Source organism: Georgenia sp. SYP-B2076, assembly GCF_003991205.1.
Lineage (GTDB): Bacteria > Actinomycetota > Actinomycetes > Actinomycetales > Actinomycetaceae > Georgenia.
The window spans coordinates 402,745-424,734 of record NZ_RXOZ01000011.1; the positions used below are offsets into that span (position 1 = coordinate 402,745).

The following is a 21,990-nucleotide window of genomic DNA, read 5'->3' on the forward strand; positions in this document are numbered from 1 at the left end:
CCCGGAGGAGCTGGCCAAGGAGCTGGACATGACGCCCGAGAAGGTCGTCGAGGTCCAGAAGTACGGCCGCGAGCCCATCTCCCTGCACACCCCCCTCGGCGAGGACGGCGACAGCGAGTTCGGCGACCTCATCGAGGACTCCGAGGCCGTGGTCCCGGCGGACGCGGTGAGCTTCACCCTGCTCCAGGAGCAGCTCCACGCCGTGCTGGACACCCTCTCCGAGCGGGAGGCCGGCGTCGTCTCGATGCGCTTCGGCCTGACCGACGGCCAGCCCAAGACCCTGGACGAGATCGGCAAGGTCTACGGCGTCACCCGCGAGCGGATCCGCCAGATCGAGTCCAAGACCATGTCCAAGCTGCGCCACCCCAGCCGCTCCCAGGTCCTGCGCGACTACCTGGACTGATCGGCGAGCGCGGCCGCGCGCCGGGCTGGCGCGCCCTCAGCGCCGCAGGTCCCGGTGCCAGGACTGCGTGACGTAGGCGGTGTCCCAGCCGAGCGCGCGGTACAGGCCGTCGGCGTGGGTGGGGGAGTCGGCGTCGACCTCCAGGCCGAGGCGGTGGCGGCCGCGCGCGGCGGTGTCCGCGATGACCGTGCCGAGCAGCGTCTTGGCCACCCCGCGGCCACGGGCGCGGCGGTGGACGCCCAGGTAGTCGACGTAGCTGCCCGCCACGCCGTCGGCGTCCGGCGGGAGCACCGTGCTCACCAGCGCGCCGCCGGGCAGCTGCGCGCCGTCGACCTCGACGAACGCCAGCCACCAGTGGTCCCAGGTGTGCCCGGGGTTCTCCATGAGCCGGTGGACGAACTCCGGGAAGCTCTCACGGTAGGAGTTGAAGTGGTCCGCGAACGACTCCTCGAGGACCCGGTGCGCCAGCTGCACGTCCCGGGCCACGGGCAGCCCGTTCGCGCGGCGCTCCACGCGCCGGACGCTGACACCCGGACGCGGCGCGGGCAGCGCCCCGGGCTCCAGGTCCCGGGCGGTGACGGGGCGTCGCATCTGCAGCCAGCGGCGCGCGAGCACGTACCCCGCGGCCGCGAGCCACCGGGACTGGCGCGGGTCGTCGGCGTAGGCGCCGGCGTCGAGCTGGGTGACGTCCAGGTGCCGGACGGCGAGGATGCCGTGGCTGACCTCCTCGACCCAGGTCAGCAGGGCGGCGGCGACGGCGTCCGCGTCGCCGTCGTCCAGCGCGGGGTCGACGGTGAGCTGCACCAGGGCGCGGCCCGCGGCGCGGTCGTGCGCGGACGCCCACGCCCGCACCCGGCCCGACGGGTCCAGGGCCACGCGCTGCCGACGCGTCCACGAGCCGGCCTCGGTGACCTCCGAGAGGACCGGCGCGACGTCAACCGCGCCGAGGCCGGTGGCGCGCCGCGTCACGGCGGCCCGGAGCTCCGCGAGGACGGCGATGTCGCGCTCGTCGGGCACGCGCGACGCCCACCCACCGGTGAGGCGGACCTCGGGGTCGAACGTTGCCTCCGCGGCCATGCCGCCGCTCACCCCTCCACGAGGTGGCGGGCGGCCAGGACCTGGAAGACGCCGAAGAGCATCAGACCGAGCGCCACGGCGCCGAGCAGCAGCTGGCCGGCGGGAAGGGCCAGCAGCGCGGTGAGCGCGGCGTCGATACCGCCCGCCTCCTGGGGGTCGTGGCGCACGGCCGCGAGGATGACCAGGACGCCCAGGACCCCCACGGCGAACCCCTTGGCCACGTGCCCCACGCGGCCGAAACCGATGACCCGGCGGTCGACGCCCGGCTCGAGCTTCTCGCGGAACGACGCCGTGACCCCTTTGGTGACCCAGTACCCGCCGAGGACCACCAGCACCACGCCCGCCGCGCCGACGAGCAGCGCACCGCCGGGGGCGCCGAGCACGCGCGCGGTCACGTCCTCCTCCGCGCCGCCGCCGGCATGGTGGCTCGACAGCAGCTGGACGGCGGTGGCGGCGAAGCCGGCGGCCACGAGGGCCTTGACGAAGGAGCCCACCCGCTTGCCGACGCGCCGGCGCCCCTCCTTGCCGCGGTGGCCCCAGATCGCCTCCACGAGCTGCCACAGGGCGTAGGCGACCAGGCCGACGACCATGACGACGAGCAGCACCCGGCCGGGCCCGCTCGCGGCCAGCTTGCCGAGCGCGCCGCGCTGGTTCGGTTCCGCCCCGCCCGAGGAGCCGAGCGCCAGCTGGAGGGCGATCCAGCCGAGCAGGAACCACAGGACGCCCTGGGCGGCGTAGCCCGCCTTGCCGAGGGTGTGCAGCCACCCGCCGCTGGCCGAGGCGCGCGCCCGGTCCGCGGCCCCGCGGGCCGTCGGTGCTGGTGTCATGGGTTCACGGAACCATGCCGACGCCCGGTCGGCACGTGCAGGGCGTGGCAGGAGCATGCCGGCGCCCGGTCGGCACGTGCGGGCGCCGTGGCGCACAAGGAAGGCCGCCACCCGGTGGGGTGGCGGCCTTCCTCGCTGAGGCGGTCAGCGCGTCTCGCTGACCTTGTCCTCGTACAGTCGGTCGGTCTCGTCCTGGATGGACGTGGCCACCCCGGCGAGAGCCTCGGCGTGCTTGCGGGCGTGGTGGGCGCAGAACAGCAGCTCGCCGGACTCGAGCTGCACGCGCACGTACGCCTGGGCGCCGCACGCGTCACATCGGTCTTGGGCGGTCAGGGTCGGGGCAGCAGTCGTAGCAGTCACATCAGCATGTAACCATCCCGAGCGCGAATCGGTACCACGAGGGACGCCCGGTTCGCTGCCGGCGTAGTTTCGGGCCCGCCCGGACAAGGGCCCAACGTCCCGTCCCCGGCGCCCCGGGAGTGCGGATCTTGCCCACATTTTCCCCAGGGAGCGGGTCGGTGCACGAGACGGAGCCCGAAGAAACCTAAGATCGCCGGGTGTCGACTGCTACCGCGAACGCCGCATCGAGCTACACCGCCCGCCACCTCTCCGTGCTGGAGGGGCTGGAGGCGGTGCGGAAGCGCCCCGGCATGTACATCGGCTCGACGGACTCCCGCGGCCTCATGCACTGCCTGTGGGAGATCATCGACAACGCCGTCGACGAGTCGCTCGAGGGGCACGCCAGCACCATCGACATCGTCCTGCACCCGGACAGCTCGGTCGAGGTGCGCGACGACGGTCGCGGCATCCCCGTGGACACGGTGGCGTCCGTGGGCCTGAGCGGCGTCGAGGTGGTCTTCACCAAGCTGCACGCCGGCGGGAAGTTCGGCGGCGGCTCCTACGCCGCCTCCGGTGGCCTGCACGGCGTGGGCGCCTCGGTGGTCAACGCCCTCTCCGCCCGGCTCGACGTCGAGGTGGACCGCGGCGGCAAGACCTACCGGATGACGTTCATGCGGGGCGAGCCCGGCACGTTCGACGACCGTAAGGGCATCTCCCCGGACGCCCCGTTCGAGGCCTTCGAGAACGCCTCCGAGCTCGCCGTCGCCGGGAAGGTCCCGCGCACCCGCACCGGCACACGGGTGCGCTACTGGGCGGACCGGCAGATCTTCCCGGCGTCGGCCCAGTTCTCCTACGACGACCTGATCGACCGGGCCCGCCAGACCTCCTTCCTCGTCCCGGGACTCACGCTGCGCGTCCGTGACGAGCGCCGCCTGCCCGGCACGCCGGGGGAGCAGGGCACCGTCGAGGAGGTGTTCCGCCACGACGGCGGGGTCGCCGACTTCGCCGACTTCCTGGCCATGGACGCCTCCGTGACGGACACCTGGCGCCTGCGCGGCACCGAGACCTTCACCGAGGTCGTCCAGCAGCTCGACGGCAAGGGCCACCTGCGCCCGCAGGAGGTCCTTCGCAGCTGCGACGTCGAGGTGGCCCTGCGGTGGGGGATCGGGTACGACACCACCGTCCGCTCCTTCGTCAACATCATCGCCACCCCCAAGGGCGGCACCCATCTCGCCGGCTTCGAGCAGGGTCTCCTCAAGACGCTGCGCAAGCAGATCGAGACCAACGCGCGCCGGCTCAAGGTCTCCGCCAAGGAACCGAAGATCGAGAAGGACGACGTGCTGGCCGGCCTGACCGCCGTCGTCACGGTCCGGTTCCCCGAGCCTCAGTTCGAGGGGCAGACGAAGGAGGTGCTGGGGACCGCGCCCGTGCGCGGCATCGTCGCCAAGGTCGTCGAGCGGGAGCTCACGGCGCTGCTGACGTCCGCGAAGCGGTCGGAGAAGACCCAGGCCGCCGCCGTCCTGGAGAAGGTCATCGGTGAGATGCGCGCCCGCGTCTCCGCGCGCCTGCACAAGGAGATCTCGCGCCGCAAGAACGCGCTGGAGACCTCGACGCTGCCGGCCAAGCTCGCCGACTGCCGCAGCGAGGCCGTCGAGCACACCGAGCTGTTCATCGTCGAGGGGGACAGCGCCCTGGGCACGGCGAAGCTCGCGCGCTCCAGCGACTACCAGGCCCTGCTGCCCATCCGGGGCAAGATCCTCAACGTCCAGAAGGCCTCGCCCGGCGACATCCTCAAGAACGTCGAGGTGGCCTCGATCATCCAGGTCATCGGGGCGGGCTCCGGGCGGACCTTCGACGTCGAGGCAGCGCGCTACGGCAAGGTCGTGCTCATGACCGACGCCGACGTCGACGGCGCCCACATCCGCACGCTGCTGCTCACCCTCTTCTTCCGGTACATGCGGCCCCTCGTCGAGGCCGGCCGGGTCTTCGCCGCTGTCCCGCCGCTGCACCGCGTCGAGATGGCCGGCTCGGGCGGGAAGAAGGGGGAGGTCGTCTACACCTACTCCGAGGCGGAGCTGAACGCCCTGCTCAAGAAGCTCGAGCGCAGCGGCCGGCGCTACAAGGAGCCGATCCAGCGGTACAAGGGCCTGGGGGAGATGGACGCCAACCAGCTCGCCGAGACGACCATGGACCCGTCCCGGCGGACGCTGCGCCGGATCTCCATGGCCGACGAGGCCTCCCTCCTCGAGGCGGAGCGCGTCTTCGAGCTGCTCATGGGCAACGACGTCGCCCCCCGCAAGGACTTCATCGTCGCCGGCGCCGACCACATCGACCGCGACCGCATCGACGCCTGACAGGGACGCTGGTGGGTGGCGGTTCCCGGTCCGCGCCTGCCTTACCGCCTGACCCCGCAGCGTTCCGGGCCGGGGCGAGAAGGTTCACACCCGGCGGCGTCCGCGGACACGGAGGCCGCCTGGGTCGGGCCCCTAGGATCGGGTCATGCCCACCCCCGTCAGACCACAGGGGCCGCTCGCCGAGCGACTCCATGTCCCGGCCACCGCGGAGCTGCCCGCCCCCCACCTGGGCCTGACCTGGCGCGCCCTGACGCCGGCGGACGCGCCCGCCGTGCTGGCCCTCGCGGAGCGCAGCGCCGCGGTCGACCGGCCCGTGACCGAGCTCAACCCTGCCAAGGTCGCCGACGTCCTGGGGGACGAGCGCGAGAGGGTCACCGACTCCCTCGGGGGTTTCGCCGTCGACGGCGAGCTGAGGGCGATGGCGGTCGTCTACCTGCCCCAGGGCGACGTCGACATCCTGCGCGCCTTCCTCACCGCGTCCATCGACCCCGCCTGGCGCGGCCGGGGCATCGGCCGGGCGCTGCTCGACTGGCAGGACGCCCGGGCACGCCAGCTGCTGGCGGCGGACGGTCGCGACCTGCCCGCCCGCATCGGCGCCTACGTGGACGAGCACCTCACCGACCGGCGCAAGCTCTACGTCGCCGCCGGGTTCAGCCCCAAGCGGGTCTTCCAGGAGATGCGCCGCCCGGTCGCCGCGCCGCTGCCCGAGACCGCGGTGCCCGAGGGCGTGCGCATCGTGGACTGGGCCCCGGACCTCGACGACGCCGTCCGGCACGCCCACAACGAGGCCTTCGCGGACCACTGGGGCTCGCAGCCGCTGACGCCCGAGAGCTGGGCGATCCTGCACCGCGAGCTCGCACCGACCTGGTCGAAGGTCGCGCTGGCCACCGGGCCCGACGGCGACGTCGACGTCGCCGGCTACGCCATGACCTGCCGGCACGAGCACGCCTGGGCCCGGCTCGGATTCACCGAGGGCTACACGGAGGTGCTCGGTGTGCGGCGGCCGTACCGGGGGCAGGGGCTGGCCCGGGCGCTGCTCGTCGCCGTCATCGAGTCGCTCGCGACAGACGGGATCGAGTCCGCGGGCCTGGACGTGGACACGGTCAACCCCTCCGGCGCGAACCACTTCTACGAGCGGCTCGGCTACGAGCACCACGGCGCCCAGATCCTCTACACCATCGAGATCTGAGGTGCCGGCCACCCGCCACACGCGCGGCGCGCCCTCGCCGTGCACCCGGCCGGGCCGACGTGACGCCCGCGCCGGCGACCACGTAGGGTCACAGCCATGTCCACCCCCGCCCCCCGGCCTGACGGCGCCGCGCCCTCCGGGGCCCGCGGCCCGCTGGCCGAACGGGCCCAGGTGCCCCTGACGGTGCCCGTGCCGGACGGCGTCGCCGGGCTCCGGTGGCGCGCCCTGGGGGAGGAGGACCGGCGGGGGCTCACCGCGCTGGTGGACCGCATCGAGGAGGCTGACAACCCGCCGTACCGAACCTCGGCGGAGGAGGTGCTCGAGTACTTCGACACGAGCCACGCCTGGAGCGCGATGGGCGCCTGGGACGCGGACGGCGTCCTGCGGGCCTTCGGGTTCGTGCGCATCCCCCACGGGGACGTGACGCTGCTGCGCGCCTTCTGCTCCGGGGGCGTGGACCCCGGCTGGCGCCGGCACGGCGCCGGCTCAGCCCTGATGGACTGGCAGGTGGCCCGGGCCCGCACCATGCTCGTCGAGACCGGCAAGGAGGCCCCCGCCCGCATCGTCGTGCACGTCGACGACGGCATGGACACCCTGGAGGCGCTCCTCACCGCGCGGGGGTTCAGCCCGCGCCGCTGGTACATGGAGATGCGCCGGGACCTCAGCGTGCCGATCCCGCAGGTCTCCCTCGACGGTCAGCTGAGCATCGTGCCGTGGTCCCCGGACCTCGACGACGCGGTCCGGCGCGCGCACAACAAGGCCTTCGGCGAGGAGTGGGGCTCGCAGCCGCACACCATCGAGAGCTGGCAGCAGGGCCGCACCCACTTCGCCCCGTCCTGGAGCTTCGTGGCGCTGGACCGCAGCTCTGACCGCGCCCGGGTGGCCGGTTACCTCATCTCCGGGCGCTACGCGCAGGACTGGCCGGCGCTGGGCTGGTCGGAGGGCTACACGGAGATGATGGGCGTGCTGCGGGAGTGGCGTGGCCGGCACCTGGCCACGGCGCTCCTGACGGAGGCCATGCGCGCCTACGCCGCCGACGGCATGCAGTACGCCGGCCTCGACGTGGACACCGACAACCCCACCGGCGCGGTGCCCCTGTACGCCCACCTCGGGTACGAGCGCACCCGGGGATCGGCGATGTACACCATCGAGATCTAACGCGGCGAGCGGTCAAGTCCTCGCACCCTTGGGCTCGAGCGGTCAAGTCCTCGCAGCTCCAGCGGAGGCGGAGGCGGGTTTGCTAGGACTTGACCGCTCACCGGCTTTGGGTGGGGCCGGTCAGCCGATCGCGGCGACGGGGACCGGCAGCGCGTGCCCGGAGCCGTCGCGACGCTCGTCGATCGCCGGCAGGGAGACCGCCTGGCCGCCGGAGCCCACGGCGCGGGCCGGCTCCGTGCCCACCCAGGCGAGCTGGAGGCAGTCCTCGCCGCGCACGAAGCGGTGCGCGCGCACCCCGCCTGTCGCCCGGCCCTTGGCGGGATAGCGGTCCAGCGGGGTGACCTTGGCGCTGCCTGGGACGGTGCCGGGCAGGGCGCCGGAGGTGCCGGCGACCGTGACGACGACGGAGGCCGAGACCTCGTCGGCCGGGATGACACCGAGGTAGATCACCGCGGCCCCCTCGGCGAGGCGCACGCCCGCGACGCCCTGGCCGGCGCGCCCCTGCGGGCGCACGGCGTCGGCGTCGAACCGGAGCAGCTGGGCGTCGGAGGTGACGAGGACGAGCTTGTCGGTGTCGTCCGCGTGACCCGCGCCCACGAGCCGGTCGCCGTCGCGCAGCGCGATCACGTCCCAGGCGTCCTTGTTGCCCGGGTGCTCGCCGCCCACGCGCTTGACGACGCCCTGCGCGGTCGCGAGCACCAACGGGGGCGCGGCGGCGTCGAGCCGGGCCAGGCCCACGACCTGCTCGTCCCGCTCGAGGGTGACGAGCTCGGTGACCGGCACCCCGCCGGACAGGCCGGGTGCGGCGCCGGTGGACGGCAGGGCGGGAGCGTCGAGGACGTCCAGGCGCACGAGGCGCCCCGCGGACGTGACGACCGCGACCTGTCCCCGCGCGGTGGCCGGCACGGCGTGGGTGATCGCGTCGTGGGCGGAGCGCGGTCCGCTGCGCAGTGGGGCGTCGCCGTCGGACGTGCGGGCGAGCAGGCCGGTGCCCGAGAGGAGGACCCAGGACGGGTCGTCGGAGACCTCCAGGGGCAGCGCACCGCCGGAGCGCCCGGTGGGCTGGCCCGCGGTGGCGCTGGTGGCCGGGCCGCCGGCGTGCTCGAGCAGGACGGTGCGGCGCGGGGTGCCGAACTGCGCCGAGACGTCCGCGAGCTCGTCCGAGACCACGCCGCGCAGCCGCTCCTCGGAGTCGAGGATGGCCTGCATCTGGAGGATCTGCGCGGCCAGCTCGTCCCGCTCGGTCTCGAGCTCGAGGCGGGAGAACTTCGTCAGGCGGCGCAGGCGCAGGGCGAGGATGTACTCGGCCTGCGGCTCGGACAGGTCGAACACCGACATCAACCGGGACCGGGCCTCCTCCGCGTCGTCCGAGGAGCGGATGACGGCGATGACCTCGTCGATGTCCGCGATCGCGATGAGCAGGCCGGCGACGAGGTGGGCGCGCTCGGTGGCCCTGGCCAGGCGGTGCTCGGTGCGGCGGCGCACGACGACGAGGCGGTGGTCGACGTAGACGACCAGCATCTCGCGCAGGCCGAGCGTCCGCGGCTGCCCCTCGACGAGGGCGACGTTGTTGATCCCGAAGGACTCTTCCATCGGCGTGTACCGGTAGAGCTGCTCGAGGACCGCCTCGGGGTTGAACGCGTTCTTGATCTCGATGACCAGGCGGAGGCCGTGGTGGCGGTCGGTGAGGTTCTGCACGTTGGCGATGCCCTGGAGCTTCTTCGCCTGGACGGCGTCCTTGAGCTTCTCGATCACCCGCTCGGGCCCGACCATGTAGGGCAGCTCGGTGACGACGATGCCCTTCTTCCGAGGGGTGATGTTCTCGATCCGCGCGGTCGCGCGGGTGCGGAAGCTCCCGCGCCCGGTGGCGTAGGCGTCGCGCACGCCCTCCAGCCCGATGATCTTTCCGCCCTCGGGGAAGTCGGGGCCGGGGACGAAGCGGACGAGGTCCTCGAGCGTGGCGTCCGGGTGGGCGATGAGGTGCCGGGCCGCGGCGACGACCTCGATGAGGTTGTGCGGCGGCATGTTCGTGGCCATGCCCACCGCGATGCCGGTGGCGCCGTTGACGAGCAGGTTCGGGATGGCCGCGGGCAGGACCGAGGGCTGGGTGAGCTGGTTGTCGTAGTTCGGGACGAAGTCGACGACGTCCTCGCCCAGGTCCGCCGTCATCGCCAGCGCCGCCGGGGCCATCCGGGCCTCGGTGTACCGCGGCGCCGCGGGGCCGTCGTCGAGCGAGCCGAAGTTGCCGTGGCCGTCCACCAGCGGCAGGCGCAGCGAGAACGGCTGCGCCAGGCGCACCATCGCGTCGTAGATCGCGGTGTCGCCGTGCGGGTGCAGCTTGCCCATCACGTCGCCGACGACGCGGGCGGACTTCACGTGCCCGCGGTCCGGCCGCAGGCCCATCTGGTCCATCTGGAAGAGGATGCGCCGCTGCACCGGCTTGAGGCCGTCCCGGGCGTCGGGCAGCGCCCGCGAGTAGATGACGGAGTAGGCGTACTCCAGGAACGAGCCCTGCATCTCCGCGGACACGTCGATGTCGACGATCTTCTCGTGGACGAGGGCAGGTGGTGTCGTCGGGGTCTTCCGGGCCATGGGGGCGATTGTCCCCGATTTTCGGCCCGTCGCGGACCAGTGGCGCGCGTGTTGTTGGCCTCGTCGCCGGGGATGCCCCCGCCGGCCTGTGGGACCGTGCCGCTAGGCTCGGCGGGTATGGAGGCCGGCGCGGTGGGCACGGACGAGCACTACCCCTGGAGCTGGGTGGCGGACGTGGCGCTGCGCGACGGCGCCACGATGCAGATCCGGCCGATCCGGCCGGACGATGCCGATGCATTGCAGCGCATGCACCTGGGCCAGTCGGAGCAGTCGGTGTACTTCCGTTTCTTCGCCCCGCTCAAGCGGCTCGCCGAGAAGGACCTTTACCGATTCACCCACGTGGACCACCACGACCGCGTGGCCCTCGTGCTCGTGCACGGCAGCGAGATCCGCGCGGTGGGCCGCTTCGACGTCGTCACGCCGGGTGAGGCCGAGGTGGCGTTCTACGTGGCGGACACCGAGCAGGGCCGCGGGCTGGGGTCGGTGCTCCTGGAGCACCTGGCCGCCGCCGGCCGCGAGATCGGTGTCGACCGCTTCGTCGCGGACGTGCTGCCGTCCAACGCCCGGATGATCCGCGTCTTCTCCGACGCCGGTTACGACGTCGAGCAGCGCCTCGAGGACGGCGTCATCCGCGTCGAGTTCAGCATCGAGGAGACCGAGCGGTCCTGGCGCGTCATGGCGGAGCGCGAGCGCCACGCCGAGGCCCGGAGCATGCGCGGGCTCATGCAGGCCGGGTCGGTGCTGCTCCTGGCCCTGGGGGAGCCCGGCGGGGAGGGGCAGGTGCTCGCCCGGCAGGTGGCCCGCTCGCTCTCCGGCGGCTCGTTCTCCGGGCCCGTCCACCTCGTGGGGCTGGCCGAGGACCCCGGCCCCCACGACGCCGGTCCCCACGACGCCGGTCCCCACGCCGCGGCGGCCGTGCGCCGTCACGCCGCGCTCCCCGACGTGCCCGGTCCCGTCGACCTGGCCGTGGTGGCAGGGCCGCCCGACGACGTCGTCGGGTCCGTGGCCGGCCTCGCCGCGCTGGGCGTGCGCGCCCTCGTCGTCCTCTCGCACGGCTTCGGCGAGTCCGGGGCCGCGGGCATGGCGCGGCAGCGCGAGCTGCTGACCCGCACCCGTGCCGCGGGGATGCGGCTGGTCGGGCCGGCGTCCTTTGGGGTCGTGGGCCACGGCCCGCACGGGCGCTACAACGCCTCGCTGTGGACGGAGCAGGACGACCCCGTCGTGCCGAGCCCGCCCGGCCGGGGCCTCGGCCTGTTCGCGCAGTCCATGGCCGCCGGGCTCTCCCTGCGCTCGACGGCGGCCCGCCGCGGGCTCCCGGTGGCCACGTTCCTCTCCTCCGGCAACCGCGTGGACGTCTCGGGCAACGACACGCTGCAGTTCTGGTCCACCGACGACGCGACCGCCGTCGGCGCCGTCTACCTGGAGTCCATCGGCAACCCGCGCAAGTTCTCCCGGGTGGCCCGACGGCTCTCGGCGAGCAGGCCCGTCGTCGCCCTGATCTCCGGCCAGACGGGGCAGGCGACGCCACCGGGCCATGCCGTGCGCACCTCCCGCCAGCCGCAGCGGGTGCTCACCGAGATGCTGCGGCAGGCCGGGCTGGTCCGCGCCCGCACCGTCCGCGAGATGCTGGACGTCGCCGCCCTGCTCGTCACCCAGCCGCTGCCGGCCGGCCCGCGCACGGCCATCGTGTCCTCCTCGCCGTCGTTGGCCGCCCTCGTCGCCGAGGTGCTGCGCGCCCACGGCCTTGAGATCGCCGGCGCGCCGGTCACCCTGACCCCGCTGGCCGGCGCCGCCGAGTACACCGAGGCGCTGGGTGACCTGGCCGCCCGCGACGACTTCGACTCGGTGATCGTGGCCCACACCTCACCGCTCGGCGTGACCGACGCGGGCGTCGCGGCCGCCGTCGCCCGGGCGGCCGCCGCGGACGGGCGCACCTGGGTGGCCAGCATCTACGGCCTGCACGGCCTCACCGAGGAGCTGGCCTCCGGCAGCGCGGTCGTGCCGTCGATGGCCACGGTCGAGGACGCGGCCTCGGCGCTGGCCGGCGCGGTGCGCTACGCCACCTGGCGCACCGGAGCGGGTGACCCGCTCGTCAACCCGTCCGGTATCGACCCGGCCGCCGCCCGCCGGGTGCTGTCCGACCCGCTCGCCGCCCTGCCCCCCGGTGAGCGGCGCAGGCTCGACGCCGCCACCGCGATCGCGCTGCTGGGCTGCTACGGCATCGACGTGCTGCCCGCCACCCCCGTCACCGACGAGGACGAGGCGGTCGCGGCCGCCGAGGAGATCGGCTGGCCGGTGGCGCTGAAGACCTCCGACGAGGTGCTGCGGCACCGGGCCGACCTCGGTGGTGTCCGCCTGGACCTCGCCGACGCCAGGGAGCTGCGCGACGCCATGGAGCACATGCGCCAGCGCGCGCTGCACGTGCTCGGTCGCGCCACGACGTTCGAGGTCCAGGCGCTCGCGCAGCCGGGCGTGGCCTGCGTGGTCCGGGCCACGGAGGACGACCTCTACGGGCCGGTGGTGGCCTTCGGGCTGGGCGGCGACGCCACCGAGCTCCTCGGTGACGTGTCCTACCGCATCCCGCCGCTGACGGCCCGTGACGTGCACGAGATGGTCCGTTCGGTCCGGGCCGCCCCGCGGCTCCTCGGGCACCGCGGCCTGCCGAGCGTCGACGTGGCCGCGCTGGAGGACGTCGTCGCCCGGGTCTCCATGCTCACCGACGACCTGCCCGAGGTGGCCGAGGTGCTCCTCAACCCCGTGATCGTGGGCGAGCAGGGCGTGAACATCGCGTCCGTCGTCGTCACGCTGGGGCATCCGCTTCGCCAGGACGCGGGGCGTCGCACGCTCCCGGCGCCCGCGACGGAGGCCGCGCCGGCGGGCGAGGAGCCGTCCAGCGTGCCCGCGGGCGAGGCCGCCGGGGCGGCTGGGGACGCCGGCGCCCGGCGGGTGGGAGAATAGCCGGGTGCCGGACCTCAACCTTGCCCAGAAGCTGCGCGCCGAGCTCGATCTGGCGGGCTACTACCCCGACCTCGTCGCCCGTGTCATCGACGTCGCCCTCGCCGACGAACCCGTCGTCTCCTACCTGGTGCACCCGGAGACCACCTTCGACGAGGCGGAGGTCTTCCGGCACCTGACCACGCTCGTGCTGACCCCCACGCGCCTCGTCTTCGCGCACGTCGACGACGGCCCCGGCCCGGACGGCCGCCCCTCGGCCCTCGCGACGACGGAGTCGGTCCCGCTCCACCAGGTCCGCTCGGTGGCGCTCACCCACGGCGTCAGCGACCCGGCCCGGACCCGCAGCATGCGCACCCAGGAGCTCACCGTCGCGGTGAGCTGGGGCACCGCGGACAGCGTCGATCTCAAGCCCGACCACTGCGACGACCCCGAGTGCGAGGCCGACCACGGCTACATCGGCACCATCACCCCCGAGGGCCTCGAGGTGCGCGTGAGCGCCCAGGCCGAGGGCGCGGACGCGCTCACCGGCGCGCTCGACTTCGCCAGGGCGCTGTCCGCCGCCACGGCCGGGAGCGCGGGCCGGGCGTGACCCCGGACCTGTGTCCACCGGCCCCGGACGGTCTCCATCTGCGCGGCGTGATGCCCGCCGCGCTGGACGCGGTGGGGCTGAGCACCACCTCCTCGGGGCGCCCGAGCGCCGCCGACCGCGAGGTCCTCGGCCTGCCCACCGCGGCCAAGGTGTGCGTGGTGCTCGTGGACGGCCTGGGCGCCCGCATGCTCGCGGAGCGGGGCGGGCACGCCCCGTTCCTGCGCTCCCACCTGCCTGACTCCCTCACCCTGACGAGCACCTTCCCATCCACGACCGCCGCGGCGATCACCGCCGTCGGCACGGGCGAGCTCCCCGGGGTCACGGGCATGCTCGGGTACTCGGTGCGCGACCCCTCCTCGGGCGGGGTCCTCAACCTCATCCGCTGGGACGGCACGAGCCTGAGCCCGCGGGCGTGGCAGCGCCACGACACCCTGTTCGAGCAGCTCACCGCCCGGCGCGCGGCGGGGGAGGAGCTCCCCGACGTCGTGAGCGTCGGCCCCGCCCGCTTCGTCGGCTCGGGCCTGACCGAGGCGGCGCTGCGCGGCATGCGCAACGTCTCCGCGGAGTCCCTCGCCGAGCGGGTGGACGCCGCGGCCGCGCAGCTGCGCCGCCCGGACGTCGCCGCGGTCTACCTCTACTGGGGCGACGTGGACCACGTCGGCCACGAGCACGGGTGGGGCTCGTGGCAGTGGGGCGAGGAGGTCACGGCGGCCGACGGCGAGCTGGCCCGGCTGGCGCGGTCGCTGCCCAGGGGCACGCTGCTGATCATCACCGCCGACCACGGCATGGTGGACGTCACGGACCGGGTCGACGTCGCGCACACGCCCGCGCTGGCCCAGGACGTCGACCTGGTGGCCGGCGAGCCCCGCGCCAACCACGTCTACACGGCGGCGGGCACGGCGTCCGCCGTCGCCGCGCGGTGGCGCGAGGAGCTGGGGGAGACCGCCTGGGTGCTGGAGCGCGACGAGCTGGTCGCACGCGGGCTCCTCGGCGACGTCGCCCCCGACCGGCTCGACGCCGTCGGCGACGTCGTCGCCCTCATGCGCGGGCGCCACGCCGTGGTCGACTCACGGACCCAGTCCCCGGCCTCCCTGACGATGGTGGGCATGCACGGGTCCCTGACACGCGAGGAGATGCTGGTCCCGCTCGTCAGGACGGTGGTCTAGGTGGCCCAGCTCGTCTTCTTCTCCGGGACGATGGACTCCGGCAAGTCCACCCTCGCCCTGCAGATGGATCACAACCACGCCGCCCGCGGCCGCGAGGGGCTCATCTTCTCCCGCAACGACCGCGCCGGGACCGCCGTGATCTCCTCCCGCCTCGGCCTGGCCGTGCCGGCCGTCGAGGTCACCGACGGCACCGACTTCTGGGACGAGGTCGTGCGACGGCGCACCAGGGGCGGGCGCGTGGACTACCTCATCTGCGACGAGGTGCAGTTCTACACCGAGGCGCAGGTCGAGCAGCTCGCCCGGCTCGTCGACGAGATGGGCGTGGACGTCTTCGCGTTCGGCATCACGACCGACTTCCGGACCCGGTTGTTCCCGGGCTCGGCCCGCATGCTCGAGCTCGCCGACCGGGTGGAGCGCCTGCAGGTCGAGGCGCTGTGCTGGTGCGGCGCCCGCGCCACGCACAACGCACGCACAGTCGGCGGGGTGATGGTCACCGAGGGCGAGCAGGTCGTCGTCGGGGACACCTCCGAGATGGGCGAGGCGCCCGCGCAGGCCGCGGGCGAGGTCGGCTACGAGGTGCTGTGCCGCCTGCACCACCTGCGCCGCGTGACCTCCGCCCGCGCCCAGGCGGCGAGCCTGAGCCCGCTCACGCTCCCGCTGGACGCCTGAGGGGGGCCGCCGAGAGCGGCGGCGCGCCGCGAACACCCGCGCGGGCGCGCATGGCCTCCGCGGCCTCCCTTACTCCGGCTTGGCGCCGAAGACGATCTCGTCCCAGCTCGGCACGCTGCGCCGCCCGCTGCTGCGCTGACGCCGGCGCGGGGGCGGCTCGGCCGCCGTGCCCGGCCCGGCGTCGTCCTCGGCGCGGGAGGCCGGCGCGCGGTCGTCCTCGTCGTGCGGGGAGGCGTCGTGGGTGCCCTCGATCGCCTCCCGCACCCCGGGGGGCGCCTGCTCGGCGGGCAGGGCGGGGGTGGTGCCGGGGGCGTCGGGCCCGGGCTCCGCGCCGCCGAGCTCGCGCCGCGGCAGCGAGAGCACGTGCGCGTCGGTGGCCTCCTCGGGCCTGGAGGCGGCCGGGTGCGCACCGTGGGCGTCCCGCCAGAGCTCCGTGTCGTCCTCGTCGTCGTCGACCTCGTGCAGGAGCACGCGCGTGCCGCGGTGCGCGGAGAGCTCGGCGAGCAGCGCGTCCGTCGTCGGGTCCGACTGGCCGTCCCCGACGTCCGGAGGCGTGGCGGCCGTCGTGAGGGGCGAGAGGGCGGACGGGCTCGACGTGCCGCCACCGGGCAGCGGCCGGAAGTCGTCGGCCTCGGCGTCGTAGACCCGCGGCCGGACGGACCCGACGGGCGTGAGGTGGCGGCGCGGCTGCGCCATCGGGCCGACCTCGGTCTCGGAGAGCCAGCGGGACTCGTCGTCCAGGGCGTGGAGCGTCCTGGCGGCCAGGTCGGCCTGCCACCGCGCCTCACGCTCGCGGCCACCGGCCACGAAGGTCACGATCACCTCCCAGGGGTGCCCCTGACGGCGCACGGCATCCCACTCCAGCGCGTCGCTGTCGACGCCGCGGGCCGCGAGCCGGTCGACGACGAGCTCGCCCAGGTGCGGGGCGTCCGGCTCGTGCCCGAGCTGCTGCGCCTGGGCCTGCTGCACCGCCCACGCGCGCTCCGCCAGCACCGGGCCCTCGTAGCGGCGGATGTGCTCCACCGTGAGGCCGGACCGCTCCGCCACCTCCTCCACGCTCGCGCCGGCGCGGATGAGGGACTGGATCTCCTTGGGGCGCAGGGCGGACTCCCCGGCGGCTCGCAGGGCCTCGAGGCCCGGGCGGTCGCGGCGCACGGCGGCGCGCAGGGCGTCGTCGATCGCGAGGCGGTAGCGCCGACCGTCACCGTCGGTGAGGGTGAGGTGTTCGCCGTCGCCGTGCAGCCCGAGCAGTTCGAGCTCAACCATGGGGGTCCTCCTTCGAGGTTCTCCCCACGAGGGTGCCATCCGCACCGCCGCGCGGCGAGGATTGGCGGCGGTGTGTTCGGTGTGGGGTGCTTGACAATGGTCACCAGGGCGCCGGTCGCGGCGTCACCGAGATGGAGCGAGAGGCACGAAGTGAATTCTCACAGCACGTCGGCACAGTCCCAGGGCGCGGCCGGCCAGTCGCCGGACGGCATTGAGGAGCTGATGGCGCTGTGCGAACGGCTCGCCCGCGAGGCGGGCGACCACGTCAGGGCGGCGGGCAGCGGCGTGGCGGTCGCCGGCACGAAGACGTCCGTCAACGACGTCGTCACCGCCGTGGACCGCGAGGTCGAGCAGCTCCTGCGCACCCGCATCGCGCAGGCCCGGCCCGGTGACGCCTTCCTCGGCGAGGAGGACGGCGCGGTCGCCGGCACCACCGGGCTCACCTGGGTGGTCGACCCGATCGACGGGACGGTCAACTTCCTCTACGGCATCCCCTCGTACTCGGTCTCCGTCGCCGTCGTGAGCGGCGCGCCCGACCCCCGCACCTGGACCGTGCTGGCCGGCTGCGTCCACGCGGTCACCGCCGGGACCACCTGGTCGGCCGGGCGCGGCCTCGGCGCGTGGCGCGACGGCGAGCGGCTGCGCATCAAGGACGCCGTCCCGCTCGGGCAGGCGCTGGTGAGCACTGGGTTCGGGTACACCGAGGAGCGCCGGCGCGAGCAGGCCGGGATCGTGGCCCAGATCCTCCCGCAGGTGCGGGACATCCGCCGGATCGGGTCGGTGGCGATCGACCTGTGCCTCGTGGCGGACGGCCGCCTCGACGCGCACTACGAGCGGGGCCTCAACGCGTGGGACGTGGCCGCGGGCACCCTCGTCGTCACCGAGGCCGGCGGCACGGTGGAGGGCCTGTCGGGCCTGCCGGCGTCCAAGGCGATGACGGTCGCCGGGGCCGCGCCGCTCGTCGCCGAGCTCACCGCGGCCCTCGAGGCGGCCGGGGCGCCCGCCACCATGTGAGGTCTCTCACCAACCAGGGCGAGAGCGGCCGGACCATTAGCAGTTCGGCTGCCGATGGTGCACAATCCGGTGACCCCGGGAACAAAGACGCCCCCAGGACGTTTCTCGGGGTGCGGCAGAAGTGCCACAGACCTGACTCACACACCCCCGAAAGAACCGGAGCGTGACGCCGAGATGGCGACCGACTACGACGCACCGCGCAAGAACGAAGAGGACTCCACCGAGGACTCGATCGAAGAGCTGAAGGCCCGACGCGCCGAGAAGAACTCGGCGGTCGTGGACGAGGACGAGACCGAGGCCGCCGAGGGGTTCGAGCTCCCCGGCGCCGACCTGTCCGGGGAGGAGCTCTCCGTGCGGGTGCTGCCCCGCCAGGCGGACGAGTTCACCTGCGCGAAGTGCTTCCTGGTGCATCACCGCAGCCAGCTGGCCTACGAGGACAACGGGCAGCTCGTCTGCTCGGAGTGCGCGGCCTGACCCCACCCACGAGCAACCTCAGCGCCGGCCCAGCGCAGCGATCAGCTGTGTGGGCCGGCGCGTGCATATCAGCCAGTAGGGCGTGGCGTCCCGGGGGTCGGTGACCGGGACCCGCACGGCGGTGCGGACCCAGGGCCGGTGGCACACCCAGGCGCGCACGTCCGCCTCCGGACCGAGCGCCCGCGTGAGCGCGTCGGCGTCCAGCACCTCGGGGTCGCCGAGGGCGTCCACCGGGATCACGGCCCGCCCGGCCCGCAGCCGTGGTGCGCCCTCCGCCCCGCCGTCGCCGGGCTCGCCGCCACGGACCACCGCCACGACCGGCGACGTGGCGACCAGGAGCACCGAGACCGCCACGGCCACCACGACGCCGAGGACGACCGCCGCGGTCACGTCGACCGGCGTGAACGCCAGCGCGGTCCCGACCCCGGCGACGACCGGGATGACGGCGAGGCCGGCCGACGGCCGCAGCCGTTCGCGATAGAGGGCGGTCCGGGTCACGGGGGAGGTCTCCACCCCTCCACTCTGCCAGCCCGCGCGGCCCGGCCGGCATGGGCAACCCTCCGCCGCATCGCGGACCTGGCGAGCGGCGTCGCGGGCGCGCGGCGTGGGCAGCCATCCGCGGCACCCTGCGGTCGCGGGTAAAGTCGACCCCGCCCGCAGGCGCCGACCGTGGGCACGGAGCACCCGAGGAGATCCCTGATGAGCCTGTTCACGCGCCGCAAGCGCCCCGCCACCGCCGGCGAGCCCACGGCGCCCGACGGCGGCGCGGTCGCGCCAGCCGCCGACGAGGCCCCCGCCGCGGGCGTCGACGCCGACGCCCAGCCGCCCGCGCACGGCCCGCACGATGCCGTCGACGAGCCCGAGCTCGGCGCCCGGCTCGACCTGGGCGCACTGCGCATCCCGGCACGCCCCGGGATGCAGCTGCGCCTGGAGGTGGAGAAGAAGTCCCAGACCATCGTCGCGGTCACCCTCGGCCTGGCCGGCTCCGCCATGCAGCTGCAGGTGTTCGCCGCACCGCGGACCCTGGGCATCTGGGACGAGCTGCGCGGGGAGATCGCCGAGTCGGTGGCGAAGCAGGGCGGGACGGCGGGGGAGACCGACGGGACCTTCGGCCGCGAGCTGCTCACCCGCCTGCCCGTCAAGGGCGAGGACGGGCAGACGACGCACCGTCCGGCCCGCTTCATCGGCGTCGACGGACCCCGCTGGTTCCTCCGCGCGGTCCTGACCGGCAAGGCCGCAGTCGACGCCGAGGCCGCCGCCGAGCTCGAGCAGGTCCTCGCCGACGTGGTGGTCGTGCGCGGGGCCGAGGCCCGCGCGCCCCGCGACGTGCTGGTGCTGCACGCCCCGGGGCAGGCCCCCGCGCCCCAGGCGCCGGCCCAGGCCGGGCCCGGTCCCGACGTCCTGCGCCGCGGCCCGGAGATCACGGAAGTGCGATGAGCAGCCGCCTCGGTCAGCTGTTGCACGGGCTGACCGCCTCCCGCGAGGAGCTCCACGCCGACGACGAGCGGCAGACGAGCGCCGCCCACGGCGCGACGCCGGTGGCCGAGCTGGTCCCGCGCCGGCGCGCGGTCGTGGCCGGTGCGATCTCGGCCCTGACGTACCGACCGCGGGGACAGTCCCCCGCGCTGGTCGCGCGCCTCTTCGACGGCTCGGGAAGCATCGACCTGGTGTTCCTGGGCCGGCACGACATCCCCGGGATCGAGCCCGGGCGGCGCCTCGTGGCTGAGGGCATGGTCTACGAGGACGCCGGTCACCGCACCATCTTCAACCCCTCCTACGAGCTGATCCCACGGGGGCAGAACGCATGACCATTCCCCGCGCCGTCCCCGACGACGCAGCCCGCGACGACGCAGGCCCCGACGGCGCAGCACGGGGGCGAGACCTCCCCGACACCGCGCCGCAGCCAGGCGCCCCCCACACCGCGCAGCCAGGCGCCCCCGACGCCCCGTTGCAGCCAGGCGCCCCCGCCGCGGCCGCGGTGAAGCGTTCCGGCCTCAGCCAGGTGATGGGGGAGGACTTCTCGCTCGCCGAGGCCATCGGCGGGGTGCGTGGCCTCGTGGAGTCCATGGCGCCCGGCCTCGTGTTCGTCGTCGTCTTCATCGCCACGAGGGAGCTGCTCCCGCCCCTGATCGCCTCGCTCGCCGTCGCGGTCCTCGCGATGGTGCTGCGCCTCGTGGCCCGCACCCCGCTGACCCAGGCGGCGGGCGGCCTGATCGGCGTCCTCGTCGGCGTCGTGTGGGCGTGGCGCTCGGGCGAGGCGGCGAACTACTTCGCCATGGGGCTGTGGACGAACGGCGCCTACGCCGTCGGCCTGACCCTTGCGCTCCTGCTCGGCTGGCCGGCCGTCGGCGTCGTCGTCTCGCTGCTGAAGGGCCAGGACATGTCCTGGCGCACCGACCCCGCGCGGCGCGCGCTCCGCGGGCGCTACGCCCTGGCGACGTGGCTGTGGGTCGGGATGTTCCTCGTCCGCCTCGCGGTGCAGGTCCCGCTGTACGTCAGCGCCGAGGTGGCGTGGCTCGGCACCGCCCGCCTGGCGATGGGCCTGCCCCTGTGGGGGCTCACTCTGTGGGCAACATGGGTGTTGGTGAAGGGTTCAACAGCTCCTGCAGAACGCTGAGCTCCGACTCGGCCTCAGCCGAGACGACGATCAGGAGCTCGTCCCCGACCTCGAGGGTGTCGTCCGGGCTGGGCGCGATGGGGCGGTCCGCCCGGATGATCGCGGCCAGCACCGTCTCGGGCGGCCAGACGATCTGACCGACGCGCCGCCCCACCACGGGGGAGTGCGGCGGCAGGGTCATCTCGTGGATGCTCGCGCCGGACTGGTGGAACCGGAAGATGCGGACGAGGTCCCCGACGCTCACGGCCTCCTCGACCAGGGACGTCATGATCCGCGGTGTCGAGACCTGCACGTCCACGCCCCACGCCTCGTCGAACATCCACTCGTTCTTCGGGTTGTTGACGCGGGCGACGACCCTGGGCACGCCGAACTCGGTCTTCGCCAGCAACGAGACGACGAGGTTGACCTTGTCGTCGCCCGTGGCCGCGACGACGACGTCGCTCTCGGACACCTGCGCCTCGACCATCGCGGCGGGCTCGCAGGCGTCGGCCAGGAGCCACTCCGCCTGGGCGACGCTGGCGACGCGCATGGCGGCGGGCTGGCGGTCGATGAGCGTGACCTGGTGTCCGTGCCCCAGCAGCTCACGGGCGATGGAGCGGCCCACGGACCCTGCTCCGGCGATGACGACGCGCATCACTCCTCCTTCGCCGGCGGTGCCGCCAGCACGCGCTGGACCACGCCGATCCGTTCGGTGGCCACCATGAGGTGGACCAGGTCGTTCTCCTGCACGATCGTGCGGGACTCGGGCACCAGGCCCCGGCCGCGCCGGGTGAGGTACGCCACGCGGGCGGAGGTCAGGTGCTCGAGGCGGGTGACCTCCTGCCCCACCCAGGCGGTGTGGAGGTCGCACTCGACGAGCGACACCGTCGAGGAGGCGTCCTGGTACTCGGAGACCACCCCCATCGGGAGCAGCCGCCGCAGCACCTGGTCCGCCGTCCAGCGCACGGTCGCCACGGTGGGGATGCCCAGGCGCTGGTAGACCTCGGCGCGGCGGGGGTCGTAGATGCGGGCGACGACGTTCTGGACCCCGAACGTCTCGCGGACCACCCGCGCGGCGATGATGTTGGAGTTGTCACCCGAGGACACGGCCGCGAAGGCGTAGGCGTCCTCGATGCCCGCCTGCGCCAGGGCGTCGCGGTCGAAGCCGAGCCCGGTGACGCGGCGTCCCTCGAAGTCCGCCGGGAGACGGCGGAAGGCCTCGGGGTTCTGGTCGACCACCGCCACGGAGTGGCCATGATCCTCGAGCTGCTCGGCCAGGGAGGCTCCCACCCGGCCGCAGCCCATGATGACGAAGTGCACGA

The 21,990-nt window shown here is 74.4% G+C and carries 21 protein-coding genes; 13 read left to right on the forward strand and 8 right to left on the reverse strand.

Features of this window, described 5'->3' with window-relative positions:
* The coding region (locus EJK16_RS20065) for a sigma-70 family RNA polymerase sigma factor (protein WP_240645822.1) at positions 1 to 403 on the forward strand (403 nt) is incomplete at its 5' end.
* 36 nt (positions 404 to 439) lie between these two features.
* On the opposite strand, the gene EJK16_RS06665 is transcribed toward EJK16_RS20065, so the two are convergent.
* The 3 genes from EJK16_RS06665 to EJK16_RS06675 all read right to left on the reverse strand — a co-directional run bounded on the left by EJK16_RS06665 (position 440) and on the right by EJK16_RS06675 (position 2,667).
* The gene (locus tag EJK16_RS06665) at positions 440 to 1,480 is read right to left on the reverse strand and encodes a GNAT family N-acetyltransferase (RefSeq protein WP_127127546.1); all 1,041 of its coding nucleotides are present in this window, start codon (positions 1,478 to 1,480) and stop codon (positions 440 to 442) included.
* Between the two features lie 8 nt (positions 1,481 to 1,488).
* Positions 1,489 to 2,307, reverse strand: coding sequence for a DUF1206 domain-containing protein (locus EJK16_RS06670; protein ID WP_164737214.1), 819 nt, complete (start codon positions 2,305 to 2,307; stop codon positions 1,489 to 1,491).
* Between the two features lie 144 nt (positions 2,308 to 2,451).
* Entirely contained in the window at positions 2,452 to 2,667 is a 216-nt protein-coding gene (locus tag EJK16_RS06675) for a hypothetical protein (protein ID WP_127127550.1), read from the reverse strand.
* 197 nt (positions 2,668 to 2,864) lie between these two features.
* Between EJK16_RS06675 and EJK16_RS06680 the strand changes: the two genes are divergently transcribed.
* The 3 genes from EJK16_RS06680 (at position 2,865) to EJK16_RS20505 (ending at position 7,347) form a co-directional block, all read left to right on the forward strand.
* A complete protein-coding gene (locus EJK16_RS06680; protein ID WP_127127552.1) occupies positions 2,865 to 5,000 on the forward strand; it encodes a type IIA DNA topoisomerase subunit B in 2,136 nt (711 codons plus the stop codon).
* A 145-nt stretch (positions 5,001 to 5,145) separates the two neighbouring features.
* Positions 5,146 to 6,189 (forward strand): GNAT family N-acetyltransferase, encoded by a 1,044-nt coding sequence (locus tag EJK16_RS06685; RefSeq protein ID WP_127127554.1) that lies wholly within the window; start codon positions 5,146 to 5,148, stop codon positions 6,187 to 6,189.
* Between the two features lie 96 nt (positions 6,190 to 6,285).
* Positions 6,286 to 7,347 carry a GNAT family N-acetyltransferase gene (locus tag EJK16_RS20505; RefSeq protein ID WP_127127556.1) on the forward strand — a complete coding sequence of 354 codons (1,062 nt, stop codon included), beginning with the start codon at positions 6,286 to 6,288 and terminating at the stop codon, positions 7,345 to 7,347.
* Positions 7,348 to 7,467: 120 nt separating this feature from the next.
* Here the strand turns inward: EJK16_RS20505 and EJK16_RS06695 are convergent, their stop codons facing one another.
* On the reverse strand, positions 7,468 to 9,939 hold the full coding sequence (locus tag EJK16_RS06695) for a DNA topoisomerase (ATP-hydrolyzing) subunit A (RefSeq protein WP_127127558.1): 2,472 nt from the start codon (positions 9,937 to 9,939) through the stop codon (positions 7,468 to 7,470).
* Between the two features lie 117 nt (positions 9,940 to 10,056).
* On the opposite strand from EJK16_RS06695, the gene EJK16_RS06700 reads away from it, so the two are divergent.
* Genes EJK16_RS06700 through EJK16_RS06715 form a run of 4 tightly spaced genes read left to right on the forward strand, consistent with a single transcriptional unit; the run spans position 10,057 to position 15,318 of the window.
* A complete protein-coding gene (locus EJK16_RS06700; protein WP_127127560.1) occupies positions 10,057 to 12,897 on the forward strand; it encodes a GNAT family N-acetyltransferase in 2,841 nt (946 codons plus the stop codon).
* 4 nt (positions 12,898 to 12,901) lie between these two features.
* Positions 12,902 to 13,483: a DUF5998 family protein gene (locus EJK16_RS06705; protein ID WP_127127562.1), complete on the forward strand. Its 582-nt coding sequence runs from the start codon at positions 12,902 to 12,904 to the stop codon at positions 13,481 to 13,483.
* Between the two features lie 50 nt (positions 13,484 to 13,533).
* On the forward strand, positions 13,534 to 14,649 hold the full coding sequence (locus EJK16_RS06710) for an alkaline phosphatase family protein (protein ID WP_127127564.1): 1,116 nt from the start codon (positions 13,534 to 13,536) through the stop codon (positions 14,647 to 14,649).
* Complete coding sequence (locus tag EJK16_RS06715; RefSeq protein WP_127127566.1) at positions 14,650 to 15,318, forward strand: thymidine kinase; 669 nt, start codon at positions 14,650 to 14,652, stop codon at positions 15,316 to 15,318.
* 69 nt (positions 15,319 to 15,387) lie between these two features.
* On the opposite strand, the gene sepH is transcribed toward EJK16_RS06715, so the two are convergent.
* A complete protein-coding gene (gene sepH, locus EJK16_RS06720) occupies positions 15,388 to 16,584 on the reverse strand; it encodes a septation protein SepH (RefSeq protein ID WP_127127568.1) in 1,197 nt (398 codons plus the stop codon).
* 150 nt (positions 16,585 to 16,734) lie between these two features.
* On the opposite strand from sepH, the gene EJK16_RS06725 reads away from it, so the two are divergent.
* Both EJK16_RS06725 and EJK16_RS06730 read left to right on the forward strand, forming a co-directional pair.
* Positions 16,735 to 17,598 carry an inositol monophosphatase family protein gene (locus tag EJK16_RS06725; RefSeq protein ID WP_240645823.1) on the forward strand — a complete coding sequence of 288 codons (864 nt, stop codon included), beginning with the start codon at positions 16,735 to 16,737 and terminating at the stop codon, positions 17,596 to 17,598.
* Between the two features lie 174 nt (positions 17,599 to 17,772).
* Positions 17,773 to 18,072: a DUF4193 domain-containing protein gene (locus EJK16_RS06730; protein ID WP_127127570.1), complete on the forward strand. Its 300-nt coding sequence runs from the start codon at positions 17,773 to 17,775 to the stop codon at positions 18,070 to 18,072.
* Positions 18,073 to 18,090: 18 nt separating this feature from the next.
* Here the strand turns inward: EJK16_RS06730 and EJK16_RS06735 are convergent, their stop codons facing one another.
* A complete protein-coding gene (locus tag EJK16_RS06735) occupies positions 18,091 to 18,585 on the reverse strand; it encodes a DUF3093 domain-containing protein (protein ID WP_240645824.1) in 495 nt (164 codons plus the stop codon).
* A gap of 186 nt (positions 18,586 to 18,771) precedes the next feature.
* On the opposite strand from EJK16_RS06735, the gene EJK16_RS06740 reads away from it, so the two are divergent.
* The 3 genes from EJK16_RS06740 to EJK16_RS06750 are packed head-to-tail and all read left to right on the forward strand — an operon-like array spanning position 18,772 to position 20,689.
* Entirely contained in the window at positions 18,772 to 19,509 is a 738-nt protein-coding gene (locus EJK16_RS06740) for a DUF3710 domain-containing protein (RefSeq protein WP_127127572.1), read from the forward strand.
* The gene (locus EJK16_RS06745; RefSeq protein WP_127127574.1) at positions 19,506 to 19,880 is read left to right on the forward strand and encodes an OB-fold nucleic acid binding domain-containing protein; all 375 of its coding nucleotides are present in this window, start codon (positions 19,506 to 19,508) and stop codon (positions 19,878 to 19,880) included. Before EJK16_RS06740 ends, EJK16_RS06745 begins: the two co-directional genes overlap by 4 nt.
* Positions 19,877 to 20,689, forward strand: a complete 813-nt coding sequence (locus tag EJK16_RS06750; protein WP_127127576.1) for a DUF3159 domain-containing protein — start codon at positions 19,877 to 19,879, stop codon at positions 20,687 to 20,689. The genes EJK16_RS06745 and EJK16_RS06750 overlap by 4 nt, the downstream gene beginning before the upstream one ends.
* Here the strand turns inward: EJK16_RS06750 and EJK16_RS06755 are convergent.
* Both EJK16_RS06755 and EJK16_RS06760 read right to left on the reverse strand, forming a co-directional pair.
* Positions 20,631 to 21,323 carry a TrkA family potassium uptake protein gene (locus EJK16_RS06755; RefSeq protein WP_127127578.1) on the reverse strand — a complete coding sequence of 231 codons (693 nt, stop codon included), beginning with the start codon at positions 21,321 to 21,323 and terminating at the stop codon, positions 20,631 to 20,633. The genes EJK16_RS06750 and EJK16_RS06755 overlap by 59 nt on opposite strands.
* Positions 21,323 to 21,973 (reverse strand): TrkA family potassium uptake protein, encoded by a 651-nt coding sequence (locus EJK16_RS06760; protein ID WP_127128019.1) that lies wholly within the window; start codon positions 21,971 to 21,973, stop codon positions 21,323 to 21,325. The genes EJK16_RS06755 and EJK16_RS06760 overlap by 1 nt, the downstream gene beginning before the upstream one ends.
* Between the last annotated feature and the right edge of the window lie 17 nt (positions 21,974 to 21,990).